General features: G+C 39.1%; 23 protein-coding genes. 16 read left to right on the top strand and 7 right to left on the bottom strand.

Annotated elements, in window-relative coordinates; genetic code table 11:
• From gyrB to glyS, 3 genes are all read left to right on the top strand, one after another.
• Complete coding sequence (gene gyrB / locus ABXG98_RS04395; protein ID WP_353537485.1) at nt 1-2445, top strand: DNA topoisomerase (ATP-hydrolyzing) subunit B; 2445 nt, start codon at nt 1-3, stop codon at nt 2443-2445.
• A gap of 131 nt (nt 2446-2576) precedes the next feature.
• Nucleotides 2577-3524, top strand: a complete 948-nt coding sequence (glyQ, locus tag ABXG98_RS04390; RefSeq protein WP_353537484.1) for a glycine--tRNA ligase subunit alpha — start codon at nt 2577-2579, stop codon at nt 3522-3524.
• Nucleotides 3524-5599 (top strand): glycine--tRNA ligase subunit beta, encoded by a 2076-nt coding sequence (gene glyS / locus ABXG98_RS04385; protein ID WP_353537483.1) that lies wholly within the window; start codon nt 3524-3526, stop codon nt 5597-5599. Before glyQ ends, glyS begins: the two co-directional genes overlap by 1 nt.
• 64 nt (nt 5600-5663) lie before the next feature.
• Here the strand turns inward: glyS and lepB are convergent, their stop codons facing one another.
• Nucleotides 5664-6323 (bottom strand): signal peptidase I, encoded by a 660-nt coding sequence (gene lepB, locus ABXG98_RS04380; protein WP_353537482.1) that lies wholly within the window; start codon nt 6321-6323, stop codon nt 5664-5666.
• 216 nt (nt 6324-6539) lie between these two features.
• Between lepB and ABXG98_RS04375 the strand changes: the two genes are divergently transcribed.
• Complete coding sequence (locus ABXG98_RS04375; RefSeq protein ID WP_353537481.1) at nt 6540-6791, top strand: HP1242/YdcH family protein; 252 nt, start codon at nt 6540-6542, stop codon at nt 6789-6791.
• Between the two features lie 43 nt (nt 6792-6834).
• Here ABXG98_RS04375 and tusA read toward each other — a convergent pair whose 3' ends face one another.
• Nucleotides 6835-7080, bottom strand: coding sequence for a sulfurtransferase TusA (tusA, locus tag ABXG98_RS04370; protein WP_353537480.1), 246 nt, complete (start codon nt 7078-7080; stop codon nt 6835-6837).
• 129 nt (nt 7081-7209) lie between these two features.
• Here tusA and ABXG98_RS04365 point away from each other — a divergent pair, with 129 nt between their 5' ends.
• The 4 genes from ABXG98_RS04365 (at nt 7210) to ABXG98_RS04350 (ending at nt 12740) form a co-directional block, all read left to right on the top strand.
• Nucleotides 7210-9144: a transglycosylase SLT domain-containing protein gene (locus tag ABXG98_RS04365; protein WP_353537479.1), complete on the top strand. Its 1935-nt coding sequence runs from the start codon at nt 7210-7212 to the stop codon at nt 9142-9144.
• Between the two features lie 113 nt (nt 9145-9257).
• On the top strand, nt 9258-10589 hold the full coding sequence (gene pepQ / locus ABXG98_RS04360) for a Xaa-Pro dipeptidase (protein WP_353537478.1): 1332 nt from the start codon (nt 9258-9260) through the stop codon (nt 10587-10589).
• 8 nt (nt 10590-10597) lie between these two features.
• Nucleotides 10598-11212, top strand: coding sequence for a YigZ family protein (locus ABXG98_RS04355; protein ID WP_353537477.1), 615 nt, complete (start codon nt 10598-10600; stop codon nt 11210-11212).
• A 76-nt stretch (nt 11213-11288) separates the two neighbouring features.
• Nucleotides 11289-12740, top strand: a complete 1452-nt coding sequence (locus ABXG98_RS04350; RefSeq protein ID WP_353537476.1) for a TrkH family potassium uptake protein — start codon at nt 11289-11291, stop codon at nt 12738-12740.
• A 29-nt stretch (nt 12741-12769) separates the two neighbouring features.
• Here ABXG98_RS04350 and trkA read toward each other — a convergent pair whose 3' ends face one another.
• The 4 genes from trkA to def are packed head-to-tail and all read right to left on the bottom strand — an operon-like array spanning nt 12770 to nt 17041.
• Nucleotides 12770-14146 (bottom strand): Trk system potassium transporter TrkA, encoded by a 1377-nt coding sequence (gene trkA, locus ABXG98_RS04345; RefSeq protein ID WP_353537475.1) that lies wholly within the window; start codon nt 14144-14146, stop codon nt 12770-12772.
• A gap of 37 nt (nt 14147-14183) precedes the next feature.
• Nucleotides 14184-15524, bottom strand: a complete 1341-nt coding sequence (gene rsmB / locus ABXG98_RS04340) for a 16S rRNA (cytosine(967)-C(5))-methyltransferase RsmB (RefSeq protein ID WP_353537474.1) — start codon at nt 15522-15524, stop codon at nt 14184-14186.
• On the bottom strand, nt 15525-16508 hold the full coding sequence (gene fmt / locus ABXG98_RS04335) for a methionyl-tRNA formyltransferase (RefSeq protein WP_353537473.1): 984 nt from the start codon (nt 16506-16508) through the stop codon (nt 15525-15527).
• 17 nt (nt 16509-16525) lie between these two features.
• Nucleotides 16526-17041, bottom strand: coding sequence for a peptide deformylase (gene def, locus ABXG98_RS04330; RefSeq protein ID WP_353537472.1), 516 nt, complete (start codon nt 17039-17041; stop codon nt 16526-16528).
• Between the two features lie 127 nt (nt 17042-17168).
• On the opposite strand from def, the gene ABXG98_RS04325 reads away from it, so the two are divergent.
• The 8 genes from ABXG98_RS04325 to ABXG98_RS04290 all read left to right on the top strand — a co-directional run bounded on the left by ABXG98_RS04325 (nt 17169) and on the right by ABXG98_RS04290 (nt 22896).
• Nucleotides 17169-18272, top strand: coding sequence for a LysM peptidoglycan-binding domain-containing protein (locus ABXG98_RS04325; protein WP_353537471.1), 1104 nt, complete (start codon nt 17169-17171; stop codon nt 18270-18272).
• A 32-nt stretch (nt 18273-18304) separates the two neighbouring features.
• Nucleotides 18305-19444, top strand: a complete 1140-nt coding sequence (gene dprA / locus ABXG98_RS04320; RefSeq protein ID WP_353537470.1) for a DNA-processing protein DprA — start codon at nt 18305-18307, stop codon at nt 19442-19444.
• A gap of 25 nt (nt 19445-19469) precedes the next feature.
• Nucleotides 19470-19943 (top strand): DUF494 family protein, encoded by a 474-nt coding sequence (locus ABXG98_RS04315; RefSeq protein ID WP_353537469.1) that lies wholly within the window; start codon nt 19470-19472, stop codon nt 19941-19943.
• Nucleotides 19944-20063: 120 nt separating this feature from the next.
• Nucleotides 20064-20654 (top strand): DNA topoisomerase family protein, encoded by a 591-nt coding sequence (locus ABXG98_RS04310; protein ID WP_353537468.1) that lies wholly within the window; start codon nt 20064-20066, stop codon nt 20652-20654.
• Between the two features lie 53 nt (nt 20655-20707).
• The gene (purE, locus tag ABXG98_RS04305; protein ID WP_353537467.1) at nt 20708-21211 is read left to right on the top strand and encodes a 5-(carboxyamino)imidazole ribonucleotide mutase; all 504 of its coding nucleotides are present in this window, start codon (nt 20708-20710) and stop codon (nt 21209-21211) included.
• A 27-nt stretch (nt 21212-21238) separates the two neighbouring features.
• Nucleotides 21239-21790 (top strand): L-threonylcarbamoyladenylate synthase type 1 TsaC, encoded by a 552-nt coding sequence (tsaC, locus tag ABXG98_RS04300; RefSeq protein WP_502901542.1) that lies wholly within the window; start codon nt 21239-21241, stop codon nt 21788-21790.
• 49 nt (nt 21791-21839) lie between these two features.
• A complete protein-coding gene (gene aroE, locus ABXG98_RS04295) occupies nt 21840-22658 on the top strand; it encodes a shikimate dehydrogenase (RefSeq protein WP_353537465.1) in 819 nt (272 codons plus the stop codon).
• A 4-nt stretch (nt 22659-22662) separates the two neighbouring features.
• Nucleotides 22663-22896, top strand: coding sequence for a hypothetical protein (locus tag ABXG98_RS04290; RefSeq protein ID WP_353537464.1), 234 nt, complete (start codon nt 22663-22665; stop codon nt 22894-22896).
• On the opposite strand, the gene ABXG98_RS04285 is transcribed toward ABXG98_RS04290, so the two are convergent.
• Entirely contained in the window at nt 22897-23451 is a 555-nt protein-coding gene (locus ABXG98_RS04285) for a gamma carbonic anhydrase family protein (RefSeq protein WP_353537463.1), read from the bottom strand.
• Nucleotides 23452-23770 lie beyond the last annotated feature (319 nt).

The following is a 23770-nucleotide window of genomic DNA, read 5'->3' as shown; positions in this document are numbered from 1 at the left end:
ATGACAGTAGAAAATGAATATGATTCGGCGAGTATTAAAGTACTTAAAGGCTTAGATGCGGTTCGTAAAAGACCGGGCATGTATATTGGTGATACTGATGATGGTACAGGTTTACATCATATGGTCTTTGAGGTTTTAGATAACTCCATAGATGAAGCCTTAGCTGGGCATTGTAGTGATATTATCGTTACAATCCATTTAGATGGCTCTGTATCAGTTAAAGATGATGGCCGAGGGATTCCTACAGAACTTCACCCCGAAGAAGGTGTGTCAGCAGCTGAAGTTATTATGACAGTTTTACATGCTGGTGGTAAGTTTGGTGGTGAAGATTCAGGTTACAAGGTATCTGGTGGTCTGCATGGGGTCGGTATTTCAGTTGTAAATGCCTTGAGTAGTAAACTTAAACTAAATATTCGTCGTGAAGGTAAACTTTATGAACAGTTCTATTCCATTGGTATTCCAGATGAACCTTTAAAGGTTGTTGGTGAAAGTGATAAAACAGGAACCGAAGTTAGGTTTTGGCCAAGTGAAGAAACCTTCTCAGATGTGCTATTTCACTATGACTTATTAGTAAAAAGAATTCGTGAATTATCATTCTTGAACTCAGGCGTATCAATTAAATTAATTGATGAACGAGAAGAGGGAAAAGAAGACCACTTTAAATTTGATGGTGGTATTCAGGCTTTTGTAGATTATTTAAATACTAACAAAACCCCAGTAAATGAAGAAATATTCTATTTCGATTTAGAAAGAGACGATGGCATAATTGTTGAAGTTGCAATGCAGTGGAATGACGGCTTCCAAGAAAACATACATTGTTTTACTAATAATATTCCACAGCGAGATGGTGGTACTCACTTAAGCGGTTTTAGAACAGCACTTACTCGAACCTTAAATAGCTATATGGTTAAAGAAGGTTTAAATAAAACCAAGAAGGGTGGAAGTACCGAAACAAGCGCATCTGGTGATGATGCACGTGAAGGATTAACAGCAGTAATTTCGGTTAAAGTTCCAGATCCTAAATTCTCATCTCAAACTAAAGATAAGCTAGTATCATCTGAGGTTAAAACTGCCGTTGAACAAGCGATGGGTGAAAAACTAGGTGAATACCTATTAGAAAAGCCCGCTGTTGCTCGCACCATTATTATGAAAATTGTTGATGCTGCAAGAGCCCGTGAAGCGGCTCGTAAAGCGCGTGAAATGACACGTCGTAAAGGGGCACTAGATATTGCGGGTTTACCGGGTAAGCTAGCTGACTGTCAAGAAAAGGACCCCGCTCTTTCAGAAATCTACATTGTGGAAGGGGACTCTGCTGGCGGATCGGCCAAGCAGGGAAGGAATCGCAAGAACCAAGCAATTTTACCGTTAAAAGGTAAAATCCTTAACGTAGAAAAAGCAAGATTTGACAAAATGATATCATCACAAGAAGTTGGTACCTTAATCACAGCATTAGGTTGTGGTATTGGTCGTGATGAATATAATCCAGAAAAGCTACGTTATCACAGTATCATCATTATGACCGATGCTGATGTTGATGGTTCACACATACGTACATTGTTATTGACGTTTTTCTATCGCCAAATGCCTGAAATAATGGAGCGAGGCCATATCTTCATTGCGCAGCCTCCTTTATATAAAGTAAAAAAAGGCAAACAAGAGCGTTACATTAAAGATGATGAAGCGTTAACAGAATACTTAACCACATTAGCACTAGATAATGCCTCAATTCATGTTAATGAAGATGCACCAGCAATTTCAGGCTTAGCTTTAGAGCAATTGGTGAATCAGTACCGTAAAGGTATGGAAACCATTAAGCGCATAGCAAGGCAAATCCCAGCAGACATTTTAGAAAAAATGATCTATAGCCAAAATATTACAAAAGCAGACTTTACTGATAAAAATAAGGTAGAAGTTTGGGCTAAAGATTTAATTACCCAACTGAATGAACAAGATGGTAATGGCTCTATATATTCTATCAGTGTTGAACATAACACCGAACGTAATATTTACTATCCGAAGTTTAATGTGCGTATGCATGGTATAGATAAGAGTTATAGCTGTAGCTATGAGTTTATCCACTCTAATGAATTTGCTATAATCACGTCGTTAAATGATGCGATTAACGGCCTGATGGAAGAGGGAGCTTATGTTAAGCGTGGAGAGAAAACCAAGCCAGTGACGAGTTTTGAAGATGCGCTTAATTGGTTAATGGCTGAATCTAAACGAGGTCAATATATCCAACGCTATAAAGGTTTGGGTGAGATGAATCCTGAACAGCTTTGGGAAACTACTATGGATCCAGAAACACGTAGGATGTTGCAGGTGACAATTGAAGATGCTATTGCCGCTGATCAATTATTTAATACCTTAATGGGTGATCATGTTGAGCCGCGTAGAAAATTCATAGAAGATAACGCGTTAAAAGTTGAAAATCTAGATTTCTAATCTGGGTAAATACAATTTTTACAGCAAATAACATTATATATGCTCGGTCATCATAACCGAGCATTTTACTTTCTAAATAATACACCAATTGTGTGTGTTTATACTCTAAACAAAAGTGAACTTGAAAACACATGACTAGTTTTAATTGTAATACATTTCAAGGCCTTATCTTGCAATTGCAAGACTATTGGTCACGTCAAGGTTGCGTAATCGTACAACCGTTAGACTTAGAAGTAGGGGCTGGAACATTCCACCCAATGACATTTTTACGCTCGATTGGTCCAGAGCCAATTAGCAGTGCCTATGTTCAGCCTTGTCGACGTCCGACAGATGGTCGTTATGGTGAGAATCCAAACCGTTTACAACATTACTATCAATTTCAAGTGATGTTAAAGCCGTCTCCTAAAAACATTCAAGAGTTGTATCTTAACTCACTGAAAGAACTAGGGATTGATCCATTAGTTCATGATATACGATTTGTTGAAGACAACTGGGAATCACCAACATTAGGTGCTTGGGGTTTAGGTTGGGAGATTTGGCTAAATGGTATGGAAATAACACAGTTTACCTACTTCCAACAAGTAGGGGGATTAGAGTGTACTCCTGTGACGGGCGAAATTACCTATGGCTTAGAGCGCTTAGCTATGTATATTCAAAATGTCGATAGTATTTATGACTTAGTTTGGGCAGATGGCCCTATGGGCAAAGTGTATTATGGTGATGTTTTTCATCAAAATGAAGTAGAGCAGTCAACTTACAACTTTGAACATGCCGATGTTGATGCATTATTTGCACAATTTGACCAATGTGAAAAAGATAGCCAAAAACTTATTGCCGCTAACTTGCCGTTACCGGCCTATGAACAAGTGATGAAAGCTTCACATGCCTTTAATTTACTTGATGCACGTCACGCTATTTCTGTGACAGAACGTCAACGCTATATTCTACGTGTACGTACTTTGTCGAAAGCGTGTGCCGAAGCTTATTACGCAAAACGTGAAGAATTAGGCTTTCCTTTGTGTACCAATGGTGAGCGCGATAACACAGTACAGTCAGCAAAAACTAAAGGAGAAAAATAATGAGCAGTGAAACTCTCCTTATCGAATTAGGCACAGAAGAATTACCCCCTAAATCACTTAAAACATTAGCGACCGCGTTCTTCGAAAATATGAAAAACCAGCTAGACAGTGCCGATTTAGCTTATAGCGATATTAAATGGTTTGCTACACCACGTCGATTAGCGGTACAAGTTACAGGCTTGGTTGCTAAGCAACAGGATAAAATTGTAGAAAAACGGGGTCCTGCGGTAAATGTCGCCTTTAATGAACAAGGTCAAGCGAGCAAGGCGGCTGAAGGATGGGCTCGTTCAAACGGTATTAGTGTTGAACAGGCCGAGCGATTAATCACACCTAAAGGTGAGTGGTTACTCTATAAAGCAACTGTGGCAGGTAAGAAAATAAGCGAACTGGTACCCGCCATGGTCTCAAATGCTTTAACCAAACTACCAATTGCTAAACCAATGCGATGGGGTGCTGAGCGCACGCAATTTATTCGCCCAGTACACACATTAACTATGATGTATGGTGAGCAAGTAATAGCAGGTTCGGCATTAGGTGTTGATTCTAGTAACCAAGTTCAAGGGCATAGGTTCCATCACCAGGGTTTAATTACCCTCAACCATGCCAATGACTACCAGGCCGCATTAGCGAAAGCATTTGTAGAGGTAGATTATCAAGCGCGCCAAGATAAGATTGTTGCACAAATTAAGCAAGTATCGACAGAAATGGATACGGTGCCATTAATTGATGCTGATTTGCTAGAAGAAGTGACCTCTTTAGTTGAGTGGCCGGTAACACTCGTTGGTACTTTTGATGCTGAATTCCTAAATGTACCGGCAGAGCCGTTGATTTATTCAATGAAAGATCACCAAAAATATTTCCCTGTCACTACTAAAGCTGGTGAACTGGTGAATAAGTTTATTTTTGTCAGTAATATTGAGTCTAAAGATCCAGAAAAAGTTATTTTTGGTAATGAGAAGGTCATTCGCCCACGATTAGCTGATGCTGAGTTTTTCTTTAAAACTGATCAGAAGCAAACGCTAGAATCGCGCTTATCGACTCTAGCAAACGTGCTGTTTCAAAAACAACTGGGTACGTTAAAAGAGAAATCTGAACGTATTGCCCAGTTAAGTAAGGTTATTGCCGGACAATTAGGTGAAAATACTGATGATGCTTACCGTGCGGGTTTATTAAGTAAAACCGATCTCATGTCAGACATGGTGTTAGAATTTCCACAGGTGCAAGGCACCATGGGCAAGTACTATGCTACCAATGACGGTGAAAGCCCAGCAATAGCACAAGCATTAGAAGATCAATATCGACCAAGATATGCCGGTGATAGTTTACCTGAAGCTAATATTGGTTGTGCGGTTGCTATTAGTGATAAAATTGACACCTTAGTGGGTATCTTTGGTATAAATCAGCCGCCTAAGGGCGATAAAGACCCGTTTGCACTGCGAAGAGCAGCTATTGGTGTCATACGTATTATCATCGAAAAACAGCTTGATTTAGACCTTGCTACGCTTATTAGCGAAAGTATTGCCTTATTTGGAGGCGTAGATGGTGACAAGTTAACGAATGCTAATACCGCTGAAAATGTACTTGATTTTGTTATGGGTCGTTTCCGCGCCTTTTATCAAGAGCAGGGTATTGCAGTAGATGTTATTCAAGCGGTACTAGCTAAAAAACCAAGTGCGCCATTAGATTTTGATAAACGCATTAAAGCGGTGAGTTATTTTGGCCAATTGCCTGAAGCAGAGACCTTAGCTGCAGCCAATAAGCGCGTAGGTAATATTTTAGCTAAATTTGACGGGCAACTGTATGACCAGTTTAAAGTCGAACTTGCATCTGAACAAGCAGAAAAAGAACTAGCAACAGTGTTTACTGTGGTTAAATCTAAGGTAACACCGCTAATGGTAGTAAAAGATTATCAAGCGGCGTTAACAGAGCTTGCGCAATTAAAAGCACCCATAGATACATTTTTTGATAATGTTATGGTAATGAGTGATGATGAAGCAGTAAAAATAAATCGCTTAACTTTACTCAATGAAATACGCAATAGCTTCTTTGCGATTGCCGATATTTCACAATTATAAAAAATGACAAAGATAAGGTAAACGATAAAGGGCATCAAAAGATGCCCTTTTTATTAGGCAAAAATCAAATAGAATAAATGTCTTTAAAAAACCTGTTCTTTCTAGGTAAGTAATAATTATCATAATCAAAAGAGAAGGCAATAGCGGTTGCTTTACCTTTTAGTTCATGGCGAGGTACAAAGCCATAAACACGTGAGTCAGCGCTATTACGGCGATTATCACCAAGAACAAGGTAGTGGTTGTCTGGCACAGTTATGGGTCCAAAACTACTCAGCACATTACTACTAGTATTATCGATACGAACGGTATGGCTAATAGTATCAACTTGCTCGGTAGCAAATAACTCCTCAGCATTACTTTTGGCTACCTGATAGCGAAGCGCTTTACCATTGATGTAAAGTTTGTCTTTGCGCATGGTAATCACATCCCCGGGTAAGCCAATCATACGTTTAATTAAACGATTGTCAGCGGCATCGGATTCAAATACTACAATTTCTCCTCGCTGTGGCTCAGCTGTAGTCAATAGCGAATATTGACTAAAGGGTAGCTTGAGATCATAGGCCATTTTATTGACGATAACACGATCACCAATTTGAATAGTTGGCTGCATAGAGGCAGTCGGAACGGTATACCAATCGGCAACGGCGCTGCGAAAAACAGACATTAGTAGGATGAAAATAATGAATAATTTATTGTTGTGCCAAAATTTGTTGATAAGACGCATAAATACCTTTCCTTAATGTGAAATACCCATTTTTAGAGTGAAGATAACAGCAGAAGTTCCAGCGCTACATATTAAGTTACAACTAATAATTTCAAAACTGAAAAACAAGATACATGAGCCTTGAGCTAGATCAATTACACGAGAAAATATCGGAGTAAAGTAAAGATGAATAGAGGATATATATAAAGACAGAAACGGCACCTAGGAGAAAAAATTATGACCTTACAAAAACATGATCTTCATCACGAATTTCCAGAGTTTGACAAAGAAATTCACCACTTAAAAATGAATGATAACCATTTTGCACGATTGTTTAATGACTATCATGAAGTGAACCAAGAAGTTCACCGTATTGAGCAAGGGGTGGAAAATACCAGCGATGAATACATTGAACAAAGAAAAAAACAACGTTTAAAATTAAAAGATGAGCTTTTTGTTATGTTGAAGAAAGTAGATTTACCTGCATAAACGATAGCCATGTCAATATAGTAAGAAGAGCTAATGTGTAAAATTAGTTCTTCTTAATCACATATAAAAAAGGTTTAGTCTCAACTTGTTGAGCAAGTAATTGATGCTCCATAAATCGGCAAAAGCTTGGTATGTCACGGGTAGTTGAGGGATCGTCACATTTTACTAAAATAGTATCACCTACCGAGATTTTTCTAATGTGTAAGCGAACCATCATTACTGGCTCTGGGCAACGCAAGCCTATAGCATCAAGGGTATGATCAGTTTGATTAAAAATATTACTTGGCATAATTAATTATAAGTTAGCGTAAATTAATGGGCGAATTTATTTGATAACAACCATTATACGTTATTTTTATTTAGGCTGTCTTGCTCTATACTTAAGTGGTTCACCTATGTTTTGAGGAAAGCCTAATCAATGCTAACTAGTTTAGTGTCAAAAGTATTACTAACACTGACCCTGGTTAGTTTTAGTACCAACCTATATGCGAGTAAACCACTCAAGTTATCGGTAGATAAAACCCAACAGAAGAATTTTATTAAGGCAGAGAGGTTAGCGTTAAAAAGCCATTCTGCACAATATCAAATATTGTATAATCAACTGCATTATTACCCATTACAGCCTTACTTAGATCAGAAACGACTGATGCATACTATGCGTTTGTCAGATGCAGAGGAAATAACACAATTTTTAAAAAAATATCAAGGCTCCCCATTGGATTGGCCATTGAGAAAAAAATGGCTGAATTATCTAGCCCAAAAAAAACAAACTGTATTGTTTCTAGAAGCTTATCAGCCGACGGCTAATGCAAAGTTAGTTTGCCATAAGTTACGCTTTGATTTGTTATCAGGCATGCCAGAAAGTGTTGTTTTACCAGAGGTAACAAAACTATGGACGGTTGGGAAGTCACAAGATAAAACCTGTGATCCTCTCTTTGAACGTTGGCAAAAAGCGGGCTACCGAACAAATGATATCGTATGGCAACGGGTTGGGTTAGCGGCTGATGGTGGTAAACACACATTGATTCCATATTTAACTAAGCTCCTACCGCCTGAACAGCGTTACTTAGCGAAGTTGTGGCATAAGGTGCGCCGTGATCCAGCAAAAGTGAGTAAGTTAAAATATTTCCCTAATAAGTCGATAAGAGAAACAGAAATACTAACCTATGGTTTAAAAAGACTAATATGGCGTTACCCAGATACAGCGATTCGAAGTTACATTAATGCCAAGAAAAAATTTAGTTTTACCACAGAGCAACAACGGCAAATTACTGAAAAATTTGCTTTAGCACTTTCATCAAAAAATCATCATGCAGCGCAATTATGGCTGGATAAGCTTGATATTCACTCATTAAGCAAAAGCATGTTACAAAAACGGTTGTCACAAGCTTTACAGCAACAAGATTGGCAGCGGTTAATTGTGGAAATAAAACAATTGCCAACCACTTACAAAGAAGAATTAAAGTGGAAGTATTGGTATGCCCGGGCATTAATAGCAACGGGAGCTAAAGAACGAGGGAATTACTTGCTACAGCAACTGGCTAATGAGCGTCATTATTATGGTTTTTTAGCTGCCAGTTATCTGCGTGCGCCTGCTAATTTAAAACATAAACCACTAACGTTTACTTTGGCAGAAAAACAAAAGGTATTGAGCTTACCCGCAGCCAAAAGAGCTTTTGAATTCTATGCATTAGGGCGATATTTAGCAGCACGGTCTGAGTGGAATTATTTAATGACTCAACTCTCGCACCGTGAAAAACTCATTGTGGCGAAAGTGGCAAATGAAAATCAATGGTTTGATAGAACAATCTTCACTTTGGCAAAGGCGGGCTATTTAGATGATGTTGACTTGCGCTTTCCAAAGGCATTTGATGATGAAATTAACCGTTATGCTAGTAAACAAAAAATAGCACCATCATGGGCTTTTGCTATTGCTAGAAGAGAAAGCTCATTTATGACAGATGCTCATTCACCTGTTGGAGCCAGAGGGTTAATGCAGCTAATGCCTAAAACAGCAAAAAACTTGAAGCGAGGAAAGTTTAAAAGTAGGTCACTACTCAATGCTGACCATAATATTCAACTGGGCACCAAATATCTAAAAATTTTATTAGATAAGAATAATGGTAACCAAGTATTAGCTACAGCCTCTTATAATGCGGGGCCGTATCGGGTTAAACGTTGGCTAAAGAACAGCAAAGCATTGCCTGCTGATATTTGGATTGAAACCATACCATTTAAAGAAACCAGAAACTATGTGAAAAGTGTTTTAGCTTATCAAGAAATATATCAGCATCAACCGGGGAAGGTGAGTGAGCTGTTTGATAAAGTGATCAATATGAGTATAGGTGGATAGCCATGTTATTTGTAAATAAAGCTGCACAACAGACTGAAGACTATAGCTTAGCGCTCTGGTGTGGTCGGAAAGGGCCTGTGTTATGATAGGGAAAAATTTAACGGAGGGTTATAATGAGTAATTTAATCAATAAGCTAAAAGAAGAATATCCAGCACATATCGACTGCTTGCAAAAGCGAACTAAAGCAGCATTGTCCCGTGAAAATATCGAAGGGGTGGTTATTCATTCAGGGCAAGAGATTAAAGCTTTTCTTGACGATAACACCTATCCATTTAGAGTTAACCCTCATTTTAAACACTGGTTACCTTTGATCGCTTCGCCTAATTGCTGGCTTATCGTTAATGGCGAAGATAAACCAACGTTAATCTATTATCAACCGGTTGATTTTTGGCATAAAATAACCCCTTTAGATGAAAGTTACTGGGGGGAGTTTTTTACCATTAAAATATTAAAGCAAGCCAGTGATGTTGATAAACTACTGCCTTATGATAAAACAGGTCTTGCTTATATTGGCAGTCATATTGAAGTAGCTACTGCATTAGGCTTTGAGGTTATTAACCCTGAACCGTTACTGAATTATTTTCATTATCATCGTGCTTATAAAACAGCGTATGAACAGAGTTGTTTACGCCAATCCAATACGTTAGCAGTAAAGGCCCATCAAGCGGCAAAAGCGGCTTTTTATATGGGGAACTCAGAGTATGATATTCAAAATGCTTATTTAAATGCTATTGGTTATACCAACAATGAAACACCTTATGCCAATATTGTCGCGCTAAATAAGCATTGTTCTATTTTGCATTATATGGCGTTTGAAACAATTGCGCCGCAAGCACACAGTTCTTTTCTAATTGATGCCGGCGCTAATTTTAATGGCTATGCTGCCGATATCACTCGTACTTACTCATTTAAGCAAGATAGATTCGCTGAATTAATTGCTCGTATGAATCAATTAATGTTAAGCGCTGTTGATGCGTTAAAACCCGGTACAAGCTATAGCGATGTTCATATTGCCACCTATAAAGAAATAGCCAAAGTGTTGGCCGAGTTTGATTTTATCAAGGTTAGTGCTGATACTGCTGTCGAGTCAGGTATTGTTAGTGCCTTTTTTCCTCATGGTCTAGGGCATCATTTAGGGCTGCAAGTCCATGATGTTGGGGGTTTTATGGCTGATGAGCGAGGAACGCATATTAATGCACCAGAGCAGCACCCATTTTTACGTACTTCGAGAGTGATAGAGGCAGGGCAAGCGTTTACTGTTGAGCCGGGTCTGTATTTTATAGACTCACTATTACAAGGCGTTAAAGATTCAAGTCATAGCGATCAAGTTAATTGGAATAATGTTGACAAGATGCGGGCATTTGGCGGTATACGTATAGAGGATAATATTATTGTGCATCAGTCGCATAATGAAAATATGACGCGAGATTCCGGTTTAGATTAAACATATCAATGACAAAATCCTATAAAATTGCGATTAACGAGGTTGAGCATGAAACGGTGGTTAATCGCAGTCGCTTTATTTGCTATTTAAGCCCATGTAAAAGTATTGAAGAAGCAAAAAACGAAGTAAAAAAACATCAGCTAGCACACCCACAAGCAAGCCATCACTGTTATGCATTTTTAACTAAGGCTGCAGATGATAGCTTAGGCTATGGTTATTCTGATGATGGCGAACCAAGTGGCACCGCAGGTAAACCTATGTTAGCTGTGTTACAAGGAGGGGGCATTGGTGAAGTTTGCGCTGTGGTTGTTAGATATTTTGGTGGAACCAAACTCGGAACCGGAGGGTTACAGCGGGCTTATGGGGATAGTGTTCGCCAGGCATTAGTGTTTTTACAGTCGAAAACAAAAATAGCTATGGCGGCGAAAACCGTAGCATGTCAATATAACCAAGTTAATGATGTAATGCATATAATTAGCCAAGCCCAAGGGCAGGTATTAGAGCAAACATATCAACAACAAGTACAATTTAGTTTGCTGATACCACTAACTAAATTAGGCGAGGTTGAATACCAATTAAAGACAATATCGGCAGGCAAGTTAACATTGGAGCCTGTTGATTAAGTCGATATTTGAACGCACACTCGAACAGAGAAAATAAATGATACCATCAACCTTCTAACAACTAAAAATAACCTTAATGCAATATAGAAATATTATTAGAATCTTAGGTTTGTTAGTGGCCCTTCTTAGTGTCACTATGCTACCGCCTGCCATTGTTTCTATGATTTACCGTGATGGAGGAGGGGTTCCTTTTTTACTTGGTTTCTTGTGGTGTCTGTGTACTGGCTTTTTAGCTTGGTACCCAAATCGAGCAGAAAAAACGGATCTAAGAGCCCGCGAGGGTTTTTTAATTGTTGTGCTATTTTGGGTAGTGCTCGCTAGCTTCTCTGCTATTCCATTGATTTTATTAGAAGAACCTTCATTATCGATAACCGATGCATTTTTTGAGTCCTTTTCTGGTTTAACCACCACAGGTGCAACAATCTTAAAGCATATTGAGGGCTTACCCCATGCAATGTTGTGGTACCGTCAACAATTACAGTGGTTGGGAGGTATGGGGATTATCGTTCTCGCCGTAGCGGTATTACCCATGTTGGGTATTGGTGGTATGCAGTTATATCGGGCGGAAACACCGGGCCCAGTTAAAGATTCAAAAATGACACCACGCATTGCCGATACAGCAAAGCATTTATGGTATATTTATCTATCACTCACTATTGCTTGTGCAACCGCATATTGGTTAGCGGGTATGACAGGCTTTGATGCTATTTGTCATGCGTTCTCTACCATTGCTATTGGTGGTTTTTCGACTCATGATGCCAGTATGGGCTATTTTAATAGTCCAACGATCAATTTGGTGTGTGTGTTCTTCTTGGTGATTGCAGGTGTTAACTTTGCTTTGCACTATGCGGTAGTACAAAGTAAATCCGTCAGAAATTACTTTTACGATCCAGAGTTTAAAGTGTTTATTGCTATTCAAATCGTTTTAACTTTAATTTGTTTTAGCGTTTTGATGAGCTCTGGTACATATCAAGACGCAGATAAGGCGTTTGATCAGGCACTGTTTCAATCGGTTTCAATTAGTACAACCGCAGGTTTTGCGACAACCTCATTTGCTGATTGGCCAACGCTCCTACCAGTATTGCTTATTTTTTCCAGTTTTATTGGTGGCTGTGCCGGTAGCACTGGTGGTGGTATGAAAGTGGTAAGGGTGTTGTTGCTTTATTTGCAGGGCTTGCGAGAGCTTAATAAATTGGTACACCCTAAAGCCATATTTAGTATAAAAGTGGGTAGAAAGGTGTTACCCGATCGGGTGGTTGAAGCTGTGTGGGGTTTCTTCTCTGCTTATGCTGCGGTATTTGTTGTTTGCATGTTGTTACTGTTAGCAACAGGTATGGATGATATCACCGCCTTTACTGCTGTTGCTGCAGCTATCAACAACTTGGGCCCCGGCTTAGGTGAGGTTGCGGCAAACTTTTCAGATATTGGTGATACCAGTAAATGGGTGTTAATTGTTGCCATGCTATTTGGTCGATTAGAAATTTTTACCTTGTTGGTGCTATTTACTCCAGCCTTTTGGAGAACTTAATTTTAATGCTAAACAGCTGAATATAAGTATTAAAAATATATGGCGCTAACTTGGAATAGACGTTCAACATCACAAATATAGCGCTTATTGACTAAGAACAGAATGACATGATCTTCTTCTATAATAAGGGTATTAGAGTGAGCAATTAATACTTCTGAACCACGAACAATTGCGCCAATGGTGGTACCTGGAGGTAACTTGATGTTTTTAATCTCACGGCCAACAACTTTTGATGACTTATCATCTCCTTTTGCTACTATTTCGATCGCTTCAGCAGCACCACCACGTAAACTATATACATTGTCGATAGCTCCGCGCCTAACATGGGTTAATAGGGCAGAAATGGTTGCTTGTTGAGGTGAAATGGCAATGTCAATTGCTCCGCCATGGACTAACTCAATGTAGGCATCTCGTTGTATAAGTACCATGGTTTTTCGCACGCCTAGCTTTTTCGCTAGTAGTGATGACATGATATTGGCTTCATCATCGTTGGTGACGGCAATAAAAACATCAAATTGTTCAATGTTTTCTTCTGTCAATAATTCTAGATCAGAAGAGTCACCGTTAAACACTAAGGTATTATTTAATTCTGATGTCAGTTGTTCAGCACGCTCAGGTGAGCGCTCTATTAACTTAACCTGGTGATTATTTTCTAATATACGAGCTAAACCTGCTCCTATATTACCGCCTCCAACGATCATAATACGCTTGTAAGCTGGCTCAAGTTTTTGCAGTTCATTCATTACCGCACGGATATGAATGCTGGCGGCAATAAAAAACACTTCATCATCAGCTTCAATAACGGTAGTACCCAAGGGGCGAATAGGTTTGCCATTGCGATAAATAGCAGCCACGCGGGTATCAACATTAGGGATATGATCTCTTAAAGTTGATAATGCATGACCAACTAGTAAGCCACCATAATAGGCTTTAACTGCGACCAAGCTGACGCGACCTTGAGCAAACTCTAATACCTGCAACGCACCAGGGTAGTCAATTAGTCGAGCAATATCTCGGGTTACTAATTCTTCTGGCGCAATAACATGATCAATTGGGATATGATGTTTGTGAAATAATTGTTCTGCATGTTTTAATATTTGATTAGAGCGAATACGGGCAATTTTTTTATGGGTATTGAACAATGACGAAGATATTTGACAAGTGATCATATTGGTTGCGTCATCAGACGTAACAGCTATGACCATGTCAGCATCTTCAGCACCAGCATTTTTTAATACATCCGGATGGCAACCTTGTCCTGTAACAACCTTTAAATCCATTTTATCTTGAAGTTCACGTAATTTATCACCGTCAACATCAATAACCGATATTTCGTTGTTTTCACCAACAAGGTTTTCCGCTAATGTGCCACCTACTTGGCCAGCACCCACTATGATTATTTTCATTTGCTATTCTTGTTTTCAAACGGGGTTTATGGTTTTTTTACGTCTTTATTTTTAATAGTTTAGCGTAATAGAAACCATCCATATTGCTTACGCCAGGTAATAATTGCCAGCCGATAGCATCGTTTTCTTTTGCAGCTGTATTGTCAATAGAAAGCAACCTTGCATCAGTATTGTTATCGATAAAGTGCGTTATTTGCTCGCTATTCTCTTCTGGTAAAATACTACAGGTAGCATAAAGTAAAGTACCACCGGGTTTGAGTAAAGACCATGTTTCTTTTAATATTTGTTGTTGTAAAAGTACTAATGCATCAATATCGGTGGCTTTGCGTAACCATTTTATATCAGGATGGCGGCGAATGACTCCCGTGCCAGAGCAAGGGGCATCCAACAAAATTCGGTCAAAAAGTTGACCTTGAAACCATGTGTCAGCATTGGCAGCATCAGCGGCAATGACATTAGCGGATAACCCTAAACGTGCCAAATTTTCTTCTACTCTAAGTAAACGGCTGGCTTCAATATCAATGGCAGTCATAGCGCTAATGTTGGGGGTTAGTTCTAAAATATGACAAGTTTTCCCTCCTGGGGCTGCACAGCAATCGAGTACAACATCGCCAGGTTCGCATGCCAATAAGCGAGCAGCTTGTTGAGCTGCGCCATCTTGTACTGACACCCAACCTTGAGAAAAGCCGGGTAGTTTGCTGACATCACAGGGGCGCTTTAATTCAATGGCTTGAGTCAAAGGTTCAACGGAGTGAACAGTAATTTCAGCCTTTGACAGTAATGCTTGATAGCTTTCACTGCTATGATGTTGTTGGTTTGCTCTGAGCCACATTGGTGGCTTTTGCTGGTTAGCGCTGAGGATTTGTTGCCAATTATCAGGGTAAGCCAGTTGTACTTTTTTTATAAACCAGCCAGGGTGATTATATTTTATCGCGTCAGAAAGTAATTCGGCTTTGCTGTCAGTATTTTTATCCTGACTTGCACGTACATAATTACGTAACACGCCATTAATCAAAGATTTCATATGGCGGTTTTTTAATGCTCCAGTAGCGGCCACAGTTTCACTGACAGCGGCATGATCAGGAATACGCATATATTTAATTTGGTAAACACCGACTAATAATAAAAAGTGAAAGACACGTTGCTTCCCTGTAAGTGGTTTTTGCATCAAACCACGAACGTCATGCTCTAACTCAGGTAAATAGCGTAATACGCCGTAACAGATCTCTTGCAATAAGCCTTTATCTTTTATTGCTACTTTATCTTGTTGTTTAGGTAGCTCTTCACCAAGGCTTCTGCCTTGTTCTATAACGCTGTAACAACATCTTGCAGCTAATGCTCGTATGTTGACTGTTTTTTGAGGTGCAGGTGCTGTCATCTAGTTTATTTCACCATTGATAGACGCTCCCACTGTAAACCAGTTACCGCGGCTGTTTAATATATCTTGAACGGGCAGAGGCTTTTTATTGGGTAACTGCAAAACCTCTAAGCAAATAGCACCGGTTTTAGTTGCTACAACAATACCGTGCTTATCACTGGCGATGATAGTACCGGCGGGCTCCGTTGTTGTATGTGGCTGAATAGTGGCTTGCCAGATACGAATCCTATGCTGCTTTACTTTTTCAGTACAACCTTGCGAAAAAGTAAATTGTGCCACAGGCCATGGATTGTAAGCTCGAACTTTTCTATCAAGCTCATCAGCGGTTAACAGCCAATTCATTTCTGCTTCGCTTTTATCTAATTTATGGGCATAAGTTGCTAAGGTATTATCTTGACGGGTCGCTTTATGCTCATTGCTTGACATTAACGTCAATGTATCAATTAAAGCCTTTGGACCAAGCTGTGCTAGTTTTTCATAAAGACTAGCACTCGTATCAGTTTTTTCTATGGCACACTCTGCGGTTAAAATCATGTCGCCAGTATCCAAGCCTTTATCCATTTGCATTATGGTGACACCCGTTTTTTTGTCTCCAGCTTCTAATGAACGTTGAATTGGAGCTGCACCTCGCCACTTGGGTAATAGTGAACCATGCACATTGATGCAGCCTAAACGAGGTGTGTTTAATATAACCTCGGGTAATAATAAGCCATAGGCAACAACAACCATTACATCAGCATTATATTGTGCGAGTATCTGTTGCTCATTGACTGCTTTGAAATTAATTGGCTGTTCAACAGTTAAATTATGTTCAAGCGCTAGCATCTTAGTAGCGCAAGCGGTGAGTTTTTTTCCTCGACCGGCAGGTTTATCGGGAGGGCAATAAACAGCAACAATGTTATGTTGGCTTTTAATAAGTGCAGCTAAATGCTGTGCGGCAAAGTCGGGTGTACCTGCAAAGATAATATTTAATGGCTGTAACAAAAGGTTGTTCCTGTTTACTAGGTGTTGGCTTGGTTTAAGCGTGCTTCTTTTTCAAGTTTGGCCTTAATGCGCTGGCGTTTAAGTGGCGATAAGTAATCGACAAATAACACACCATTTGTATGATCAAGTTCATGTTGAATACAAATACTCAACAAACCCTCACCTTCAAGCGTAAATTCTTCACCGTTTTTGTTCAATGCTTTAACAGTGCAGTTAGTATGTCGATCCACTTTTGCATAAATGCCTGGAACAGATAAACAGCCTTCTTCGTTGATTAAGGTTTCTTCACCTTTAGCAATAATTTCTGGGTTGATTAACACGATAGGTTGATCACCGTTTTCTGAAACATCCATTACGACAATTCGCTGATGTATATCAACTTGGGTGGCAGCTAAGCCGACACCTTTCTCAGCATACATGGTTGCAAACATGTCATCAATAATGGATAAAGTAGCATCGGTAATTTCACTTACAGGGCTAGCCTTTGTTTTTAAACGAGGATCTGGAAAACGTAGTACAGTTAAAATAGTCATAATCTTATAAATGTTTGATAAAAGAGTTAGCGATAATTCTTTTAGAGTGTTATGTTTGACATTATAGCAACTAATAATACAGTATTTCTATAAAAGCATGAAAAACCATCAAAAAGGAACGAACCACATGCTAAAAAAAATAATATTAACACTCTCCTTGTGCACATTGTCATTAATTACCTTCGCAGAACAATTGAAAATTAACGATAATGCACCTAAAACTTATGTTGTTGTCAAAGGCGACACCCTTTGGGATATATCCGCAGTTTTTTTGAAACAGCCTTGGCTTTGGCCTAAGCTTTGGCGCTTAAATCCGGAAATTAATAACCCCCATTTAATTTATCCTGGTGATGTTATCAGCCTAGTTTTTGATGAAAATGGTGAGCCCATGCTAACCTTGAAGCCAGCTAAGGTTAAGCCTAGCCTTAAATGGTCTCCAAAAATTCGCCAACAAAATAAAGCAGACACATCAATAAAATTATTACCTTTAGAGGTGGTAGCTCCTTTTATTAAATATGATCATTTATTTAGCGCTGAGCAGCTTGAACAATTACCTCATATTATTGGTAGTGATGAAGGATACCGTTCAAGTACCAATGGTTTTAAAGTATATGTTAATCAAGACTTAGTATTATCAAAAACCTATGCAATATATAACAAAGGTGAAGAAATTATTGACCCTGAAACCAAAAAGTCTTTGGGTTTTTATGTTGATCTAGTCGCTACAGGGCAGGCAGTTAACGAGGGGAATATTGATCAAAAAGAACCAGCCACGTTGAAAGTGAGCACAGCAAAACGTGAGATACGCTCAGGTGACTATGTTGTTCCTGTGCATGAAGGACAAATGTTTCCTTCTGTTTTTACAATGAAAGCGGTTGATAAATCCTTTAGAGGCTCTATTATCAAAGCTGCAAGCGATGGGCGAGAGTTCGGCAAGTTGGAGGTAGTCATGATCAATCGAGGCCTTGAACATAAAGTCAGTGTTGGTGATGTGATGTCTATTAAACGATTGAGCCCTGCTGTGGTGGAAACCAGTACAGGCCCTAAATACACCATGGAAGCTTCACGTTGGAATCGATTACTGACACCTGAAGGTTCAGACTATAAAATGCCAGAGGAGCCTTTAGGTGAGCTGATGGTATTTAAGGTATATCAACAAGCAAGTATGGCGTTGATATTAAGAACAGAAAAACCAGCTAGACTACACGATATACTAGCCGCTCCAGAATAAAAAGTGATTAACTAATCTTAAGGAAGAGATAAGTGCAAAAAAGTAATACACATTACTGGTTAGCCTTGAAGCTTGTTCCTCGGTTAGCTGTTCATAAAAAATTAGCGTTGGTCGACTCTTTTGGGTTGTCAGCGCTTTTTTCTTTAGCAAAAGCTTCGTGTTCACCCTTAACCTCAGCAAATAATTTGACCGCTAAGCAACTTGCAGCATTTCATCACCCAGATTGGGCCTTAATTGATGAGATTATTGTATCTAGTAACGCGTGTTCAAGCCAAATTATCACATTTGATGATGAACACTACCCAAAGCAGTTAAAACAACTTTATGATCCACCATTAGTTTTATTTGTTAAAGGTAACTTGGAATTACTTAACAAGGTGCAGGTTGCTATTGTTGGTAGCCGCTCAGCAAGTGTTGATGGTCGAGAAACCGCATTTTTCATTGCTCAACAATTAGCAGAACAAGGAGTTGTGGTAACCAGTGGTTTAGCGCTAGGTATAGATGCCTCTGCTCATAAGGGAGCACTAACTACTACTGTAGGTACTATTGCTGTGGTAGCAACTGGCTTAGATAAAGTGTACCCTGCCAGACATAAACCGCTAGCAAAACAGATAGAGGCCAAGCAGGGCCTTATTGTGAGTGAATTCTTACCAGGCACATCACCCAAAGCAGGTCACTTTCCTAAACGAAATCGTATTATCAGTGGTCTTAGTAAGGGAGTATTAGTGGTTGAGGCTACTTTCAAAAGTGGGTCGTTGATCACGGCTCGCTGTGCACTCGAGCAAAACCGTGATGTGTTCGCGGTTCCTAGTAGTATTAATAACCCACAGGCTAAAGGTTGTCACTGGTTAATTAAGCAAGGGGCTAAACTTGTAGAGCAAGCGGCCGATATAATAGAAGAGCTAAGCATTGATGAGCAAAGTGAGCTACACTTAAATCATGAACAACAAACACTTAAAACAAGCTCGGCGATAAAAGATAAAAAAAACACGAATAAGGACTTGTGTGTTGATGTATTGTTGGCTAGTGTGGGATTTGAAATTACGCCTGTAGACAAAGTAGTTTCTCGCAGTAAGCTTCCAATAGAGGAAGTATTAACTCGGCTAACATTGTTAGAGCTTAATGGTTTGGTGGTGGGGGTGCCGGGAGGTTACCTAAAGCTACCTCAATAATTCTCATCGATATAAGGGGTTTGTGATGTTTGATATCTTAATGTATCTTTTTGAAAATTATATTCACAGTGAAGCTGAGGTTATGGTTGATCATGACATCTTAACTGATGAACTTACTCGTGCAGGATTTCATCAAGATGAAATATACAAAGCACTAAACTGGTTAGAAAAATTGAGTGCACTGCAAGATACGGATACCTATCCCTATTTAACGCGAGTAGGAAATAAATCATTTCGTGTGTATACCGATGAAGAAATGCAAGTACTTGACACTCAAAGTAGAGGTTTTATTTTGTTTTTAGAACAAGTTAATGTGCTTGATTTCATTACACGTGAAATGGTAATAGACCGAGTAATGGAGTTGGACACCAACCATTTCTCTATGGACGATCTCAAATGGGTTATCTTAATGGTGTTATTTAATGTCCCCGGTCAAGAAAATGCTTATTCTCAAATGGAGGATCTCATTTTTGATGAGCAAGAAGGGCCATTACATTAATTTTTTGCTTTAAATTGGTAACTTAGCTTTTTTAATAGAGTCATTTTATTTGGCTATGGTTTTTTCAGTAAAAGTTGTGGCATAATATGTCACAACTTTACTCGTAATTGTCGTCAACTCATGTCAAATCCGCTTGATCACAACAAAGATAAACCTCTATTTTCCCGCCATGAGCATGCGTTAGAGAAAGCGTATGAAGTTTGTCCTGAGTGTAGTTCCGAGCTAATGATTAAGCATGGTAAAGCAGGTGCATTTTTTAGCTGTGCTAACTATCCCAATTGTCAATATACTCGTTCAGTGGTTGAACATGAGCGGGTAGCAGATACGGTATTACCAGGCAGTAGTTGTCCCTTATGTGGGTATGAGCTCGCAGTAAAAGAAGGCCGTTATGGAATGTTCATTGGTTGTACTAATTATCCTCAATGTCATCATATAGAAGACGAACAACAGCATGCGCAAGTAGGAGTGGCTTGTCCTTCCTGTGCAAGCAAAGGGCGGGTCGGCCAATTAAAAGAAAAAACAAATCGCTATGGAAAAATTTTTTATTCTTGCGATCAGTATCCTAAATGCAAATACGTATTAAACCACCAACCGATTGAACAACTATGCCCTAGCTGTAAATGGCCTGTGCTAATTAAACGCACCATGGCCAGCGGTGAGGTATTAAGCTGCCCTCAAAAGCAGTGTGACTATAAACAGAAAACGCTATAATTTATTAACCCTAAATTAACTATAACTTTAAACCTTAAGTAAGAGAAAATATTATGACTTCACCATTTGTTGCAATTTTAATGGGCTCAGACTCAGATCTTCCTGTAATGCAGGCTACTATTGATATTTTAAAGCAGTTCGATATAGCACATGAAGTTCGTGTACGTTCAGCTCACAGAACTCCTGACGCAGCTAAAGCTTTTGTTAAAGATGCTGAAGAACGCGGTTGTAAAGTCTTTATATGTGCTGCTGGCTTAGCTGCTCATTTAGCTGGTGCTGTTGCTGGTATGACGACTCGTCCAGTTATTGGTGTTCCTGTCGATAATGGCCCATTACAAGGTCATGATGCTTTACTTTCTACTGTCATGATGCCTGGTGGTATTCCAGTAGCTACGGTAGCTATAGGTAAAGCTGGCGCTAAAAATGCAGGTTATTTGGCTGCGCAAATTTTAGGTGTGGCGGATCAAAATATGGCTGATAAAGTAAAAGCAGAACGTGCTGCAAATGCTAAAGCATTGTTAGCAAAAGATGATGCTATGCAAGCTAAACTGGGTTAATCGGTTTAAGTATTATTAATGAGTAAAATTTCAACTATCACAAAAGCTGCTGAGATCTTTGCTCAAGGCGGAATTATCGCTTATCCAACCGAGGCTGTATTTGGCCTCGGTTGTGACCCTGATAATGAAAAAGCCATTGAAAAACTACTCTCAATAAAACAAAGACCGGCCGATAAAGGGTTGATATTGTTGGCAACCGATTATTCGCAACTCTTGCCCTATGTTAATGATAATGCACTTAGCGATACACAACGAGTTCAAGTGTTATCTCGTTGGCCTAATGCTATTACGCAAGTATTGCCGGCAAATAATATTTCGCCATTGCTCTGTGGAAAATTTGACTCGATTGCGGTACGCATTACAGACCATAAAGATGTTGTCTCATTAATCCAGCAGACTAATAAAGCCATCGTATCGACGAGTGCTAATTTAGCTGGACAGAAACCAGCCACCACATGGCAGGAAGTGGAGCAACAACTTAACGATAAAGTTGACTATATTATTAGGGGCGAAACATCCGGGTTAACAAAGCCATCAACGATTATCAATGGTTTAACCGGCGCAGTACTGCGTAATTAATAAAAAACGTTAGATAAACGACCCACAACTTAACTATAAGGCTACTTTTATGGATAAATATCTTGTTTTCGGTAACCCAATTAAACAATCTCGCTCACCTTATATTCACCAGTCGTTTGCAACCACAACCAATCAAGAGCTCAATTATCAAAGTCAGCTTGCTGAACCAGATGAATTTGCTACTGCAGTTCTTCAGTTTATTGCTAACGGGGGTAAAGGTGCGAATGTTACAGCACCGTTTAAAGAGCAAGCTTTAGTTTTATCAGATGAAGTGACAGAGCGTGCTAGATTGGCTGGCGCTGTCAATACTCTAACTTTTGACAATGGTAAAATTTATGGCGACAACACAGACGGTGAAGGTTTAGTACAAGATTTATTGCGTAATAAGGTTCAATTAGCAAATAGCAACATATTGTTGCTGGGTGCAGGTGGTGCAGCAAAAGGTGTGATTCTGCCTTTACTAGCCCAACATCCTTCCAGCATTGTGATTGCCAATAGAACCCTTAGTAAAGCACAAGCACTTATCGAGCAATTTAATGATTCTAGACTCAGTGTCTGTGGATTTGAACAAACATCAGCAAAAACTTATGATCTGATTATTAATGCCACATCAGCGAGTCTATCAGGAAAACTACCAACAATATCTTCTTCGCTGATAACTGAAAATACGGTTTGTTATGATATGGTGTATGGCAAGGCACTAACACCGTTTTTAGCTTGGGCAAAAGCTCAGGGAGCAAGCAAAGTTATTGATGGGTTGGGCATGTTAGTTGGGCAGGCAGCAGAAAGTTTTAGAGTTTGGCGTGGTGTTAAACCAGAAGTTGAAACCGTTATTGAACAATTACAAGCAACACTAGCGCAGGAGTAACGGTTTGAATCAAGCGATCTTGTTTAATGATGATTTGCAGTTTGATAAGCAGCAAGACGCGTGGCGTTTTACTGCTTTGTTATCAGGACAGCTCATTAATGTCTACTTTCATTCATTACAACTAAAATTATTAACGAAGATTGATACTTGCACTAAATTTGACTTAGAGGAGATAGTTGAACTTTGGCTAGAAAATAATGATCTAGATGGTAATGAGATACACATTAACATGCGTTAATTATAGTTGAAGCATATAATCATTTTTCAAATCTACATAATTTAAGGCAGACTGTTTAAGAAAAGCAACTTCATCTTTCGTTAAACATCGTACTTGGTTAACAGGATTACCAACATATAAATAACCGCTAACCAGCGTTTTATTTGGCGGAACCAAAGAGCCTGCGCCAATAAAAACGTCATCTTCAATAACGGCACCATCCATTATAATTGCTCCCATACCCACTAGAATACGATCGCCTAATATACATCCATGCAACATACACTTGTGACCTATCGTCACATCTGAACCAATACTTAGTGGATAGCCATCAGGGTTTCGTTCACTTTTGCGAGTAACATGTAGGACAGTGCCATCTTGTACATTAGTGCGAAGACCAATACTTATGTGGTTTACATCACCACGAGCTGCAACCAATGGCCATATACTAACATCCTCTGCTAAGGTGATATCACCAACAATAACAGCAGAAGGGTCAATATAATTACTGCTGTTCAACTTTGGAGAAATGCCTTGGTAAGGGCGGATGTTATTAGAGATGTGATTTGTACTCATAGAGATACCCAATAAGTTTATGCGAATAAATTAGTTAAAGAAAAAGAATAGCATGTTCTCGTACATGGTGCTAAAAATCGAACGTATTGTTGGTATAAACACCAATTACGACAAGGCTTGTATGAATAACGAGCGTTTAAAAATAAAGATAAGCTTTTTTTAAAATAAGTGTTGACCTTACCAATAAAATCTCTACAATGCGCTCCAGTTCCAAGGGGTTGAGGCAAAAAGCTCAATCAACTGGCTGTTTTGATAAGTTATCTACTTTCATTTAATGACTATTAGCTAACTTAACGTTTTAAAATAAAGCTTTCAAATT

Origin of the sequence: Colwellia sp. KU-HH00111, from assembly GCF_040362745.1 — a bacterium.
Lineage (GTDB): Bacteria > Pseudomonadota > Gammaproteobacteria > Enterobacterales > Alteromonadaceae > Colwellia.
The sequence above is the reverse complement of the archived record's forward strand: the minus strand, read 5'-3'. Positions and strand labels throughout refer to the sequence as shown.

Coding starts and splice junctions, on each gene's coding strand:
- gyrB (WP_353537485.1), top strand. CDS start 1: ATGACAGTAGAAAATGAATATGATTCGGCGAGTATTAAAGTACTTAAA.
- glyQ (WP_353537484.1), top strand. CDS start 2,577: ATGACTAGTTTTAATTGTAATACATTTCAAGGCCTTATCTTGCAATTG.
- glyS (WP_353537483.1), top strand. CDS start 3,524: ATGAGCAGTGAAACTCTCCTTATCGAATTAGGCACAGAAGAATTACCC.
- lepB (WP_353537482.1), bottom strand. CDS start 6,323: ATGCGTCTTATCAACAAATTTTGGCACAACAATAAATTATTCATTATT.
- ABXG98_RS04375 (WP_353537481.1), top strand. CDS start 6,540: ATGACCTTACAAAAACATGATCTTCATCACGAATTTCCAGAGTTTGAC.
- tusA (WP_353537480.1), bottom strand. CDS start 7,080: ATGCCAAGTAATATTTTTAATCAAACTGATCATACCCTTGATGCTATA.
- ABXG98_RS04365 (WP_353537479.1), top strand. CDS start 7,210: ATGCTAACTAGTTTAGTGTCAAAAGTATTACTAACACTGACCCTGGTT.
- pepQ (WP_353537478.1), top strand. CDS start 9,258: ATGAGTAATTTAATCAATAAGCTAAAAGAAGAATATCCAGCACATATC.
- ABXG98_RS04355 (WP_353537477.1), top strand. CDS start 10,598: ATGACAAAATCCTATAAAATTGCGATTAACGAGGTTGAGCATGAAACG.
- ABXG98_RS04350 (WP_353537476.1), top strand. CDS start 11,289: ATGCAATATAGAAATATTATTAGAATCTTAGGTTTGTTAGTGGCCCTT.
- trkA (WP_353537475.1), bottom strand. CDS start 14,146: ATGAAAATAATCATAGTGGGTGCTGGCCAAGTAGGTGGCACATTAGCG.
- rsmB (WP_353537474.1), bottom strand. CDS start 15,524: ATGACAGCACCTGCACCTCAAAAAACAGTCAACATACGAGCATTAGCT.
- def (WP_353537472.1), bottom strand. CDS start 17,041: ATGACTATTTTAACTGTACTACGTTTTCCAGATCCTCGTTTAAAAACA.
- ABXG98_RS04325 (WP_353537471.1), top strand. CDS start 17,169: ATGCTAAAAAAAATAATATTAACACTCTCCTTGTGCACATTGTCATTA.
- ABXG98_RS04315 (WP_353537469.1), top strand. CDS start 19,470: ATGTTTGATATCTTAATGTATCTTTTTGAAAATTATATTCACAGTGAA.
- ABXG98_RS04310 (WP_353537468.1), top strand. CDS start 20,064: ATGTCAAATCCGCTTGATCACAACAAAGATAAACCTCTATTTTCCCGC.
- purE (WP_353537467.1), top strand. CDS start 20,708: ATGACTTCACCATTTGTTGCAATTTTAATGGGCTCAGACTCAGATCTT.
- aroE (WP_353537465.1), top strand. CDS start 21,840: ATGGATAAATATCTTGTTTTCGGTAACCCAATTAAACAATCTCGCTCA.
- ABXG98_RS04285 (WP_353537463.1), bottom strand. CDS start 23,451: ATGAGTACAAATCACATCTCTAATAACATCCGCCCTTACCAAGGCATT.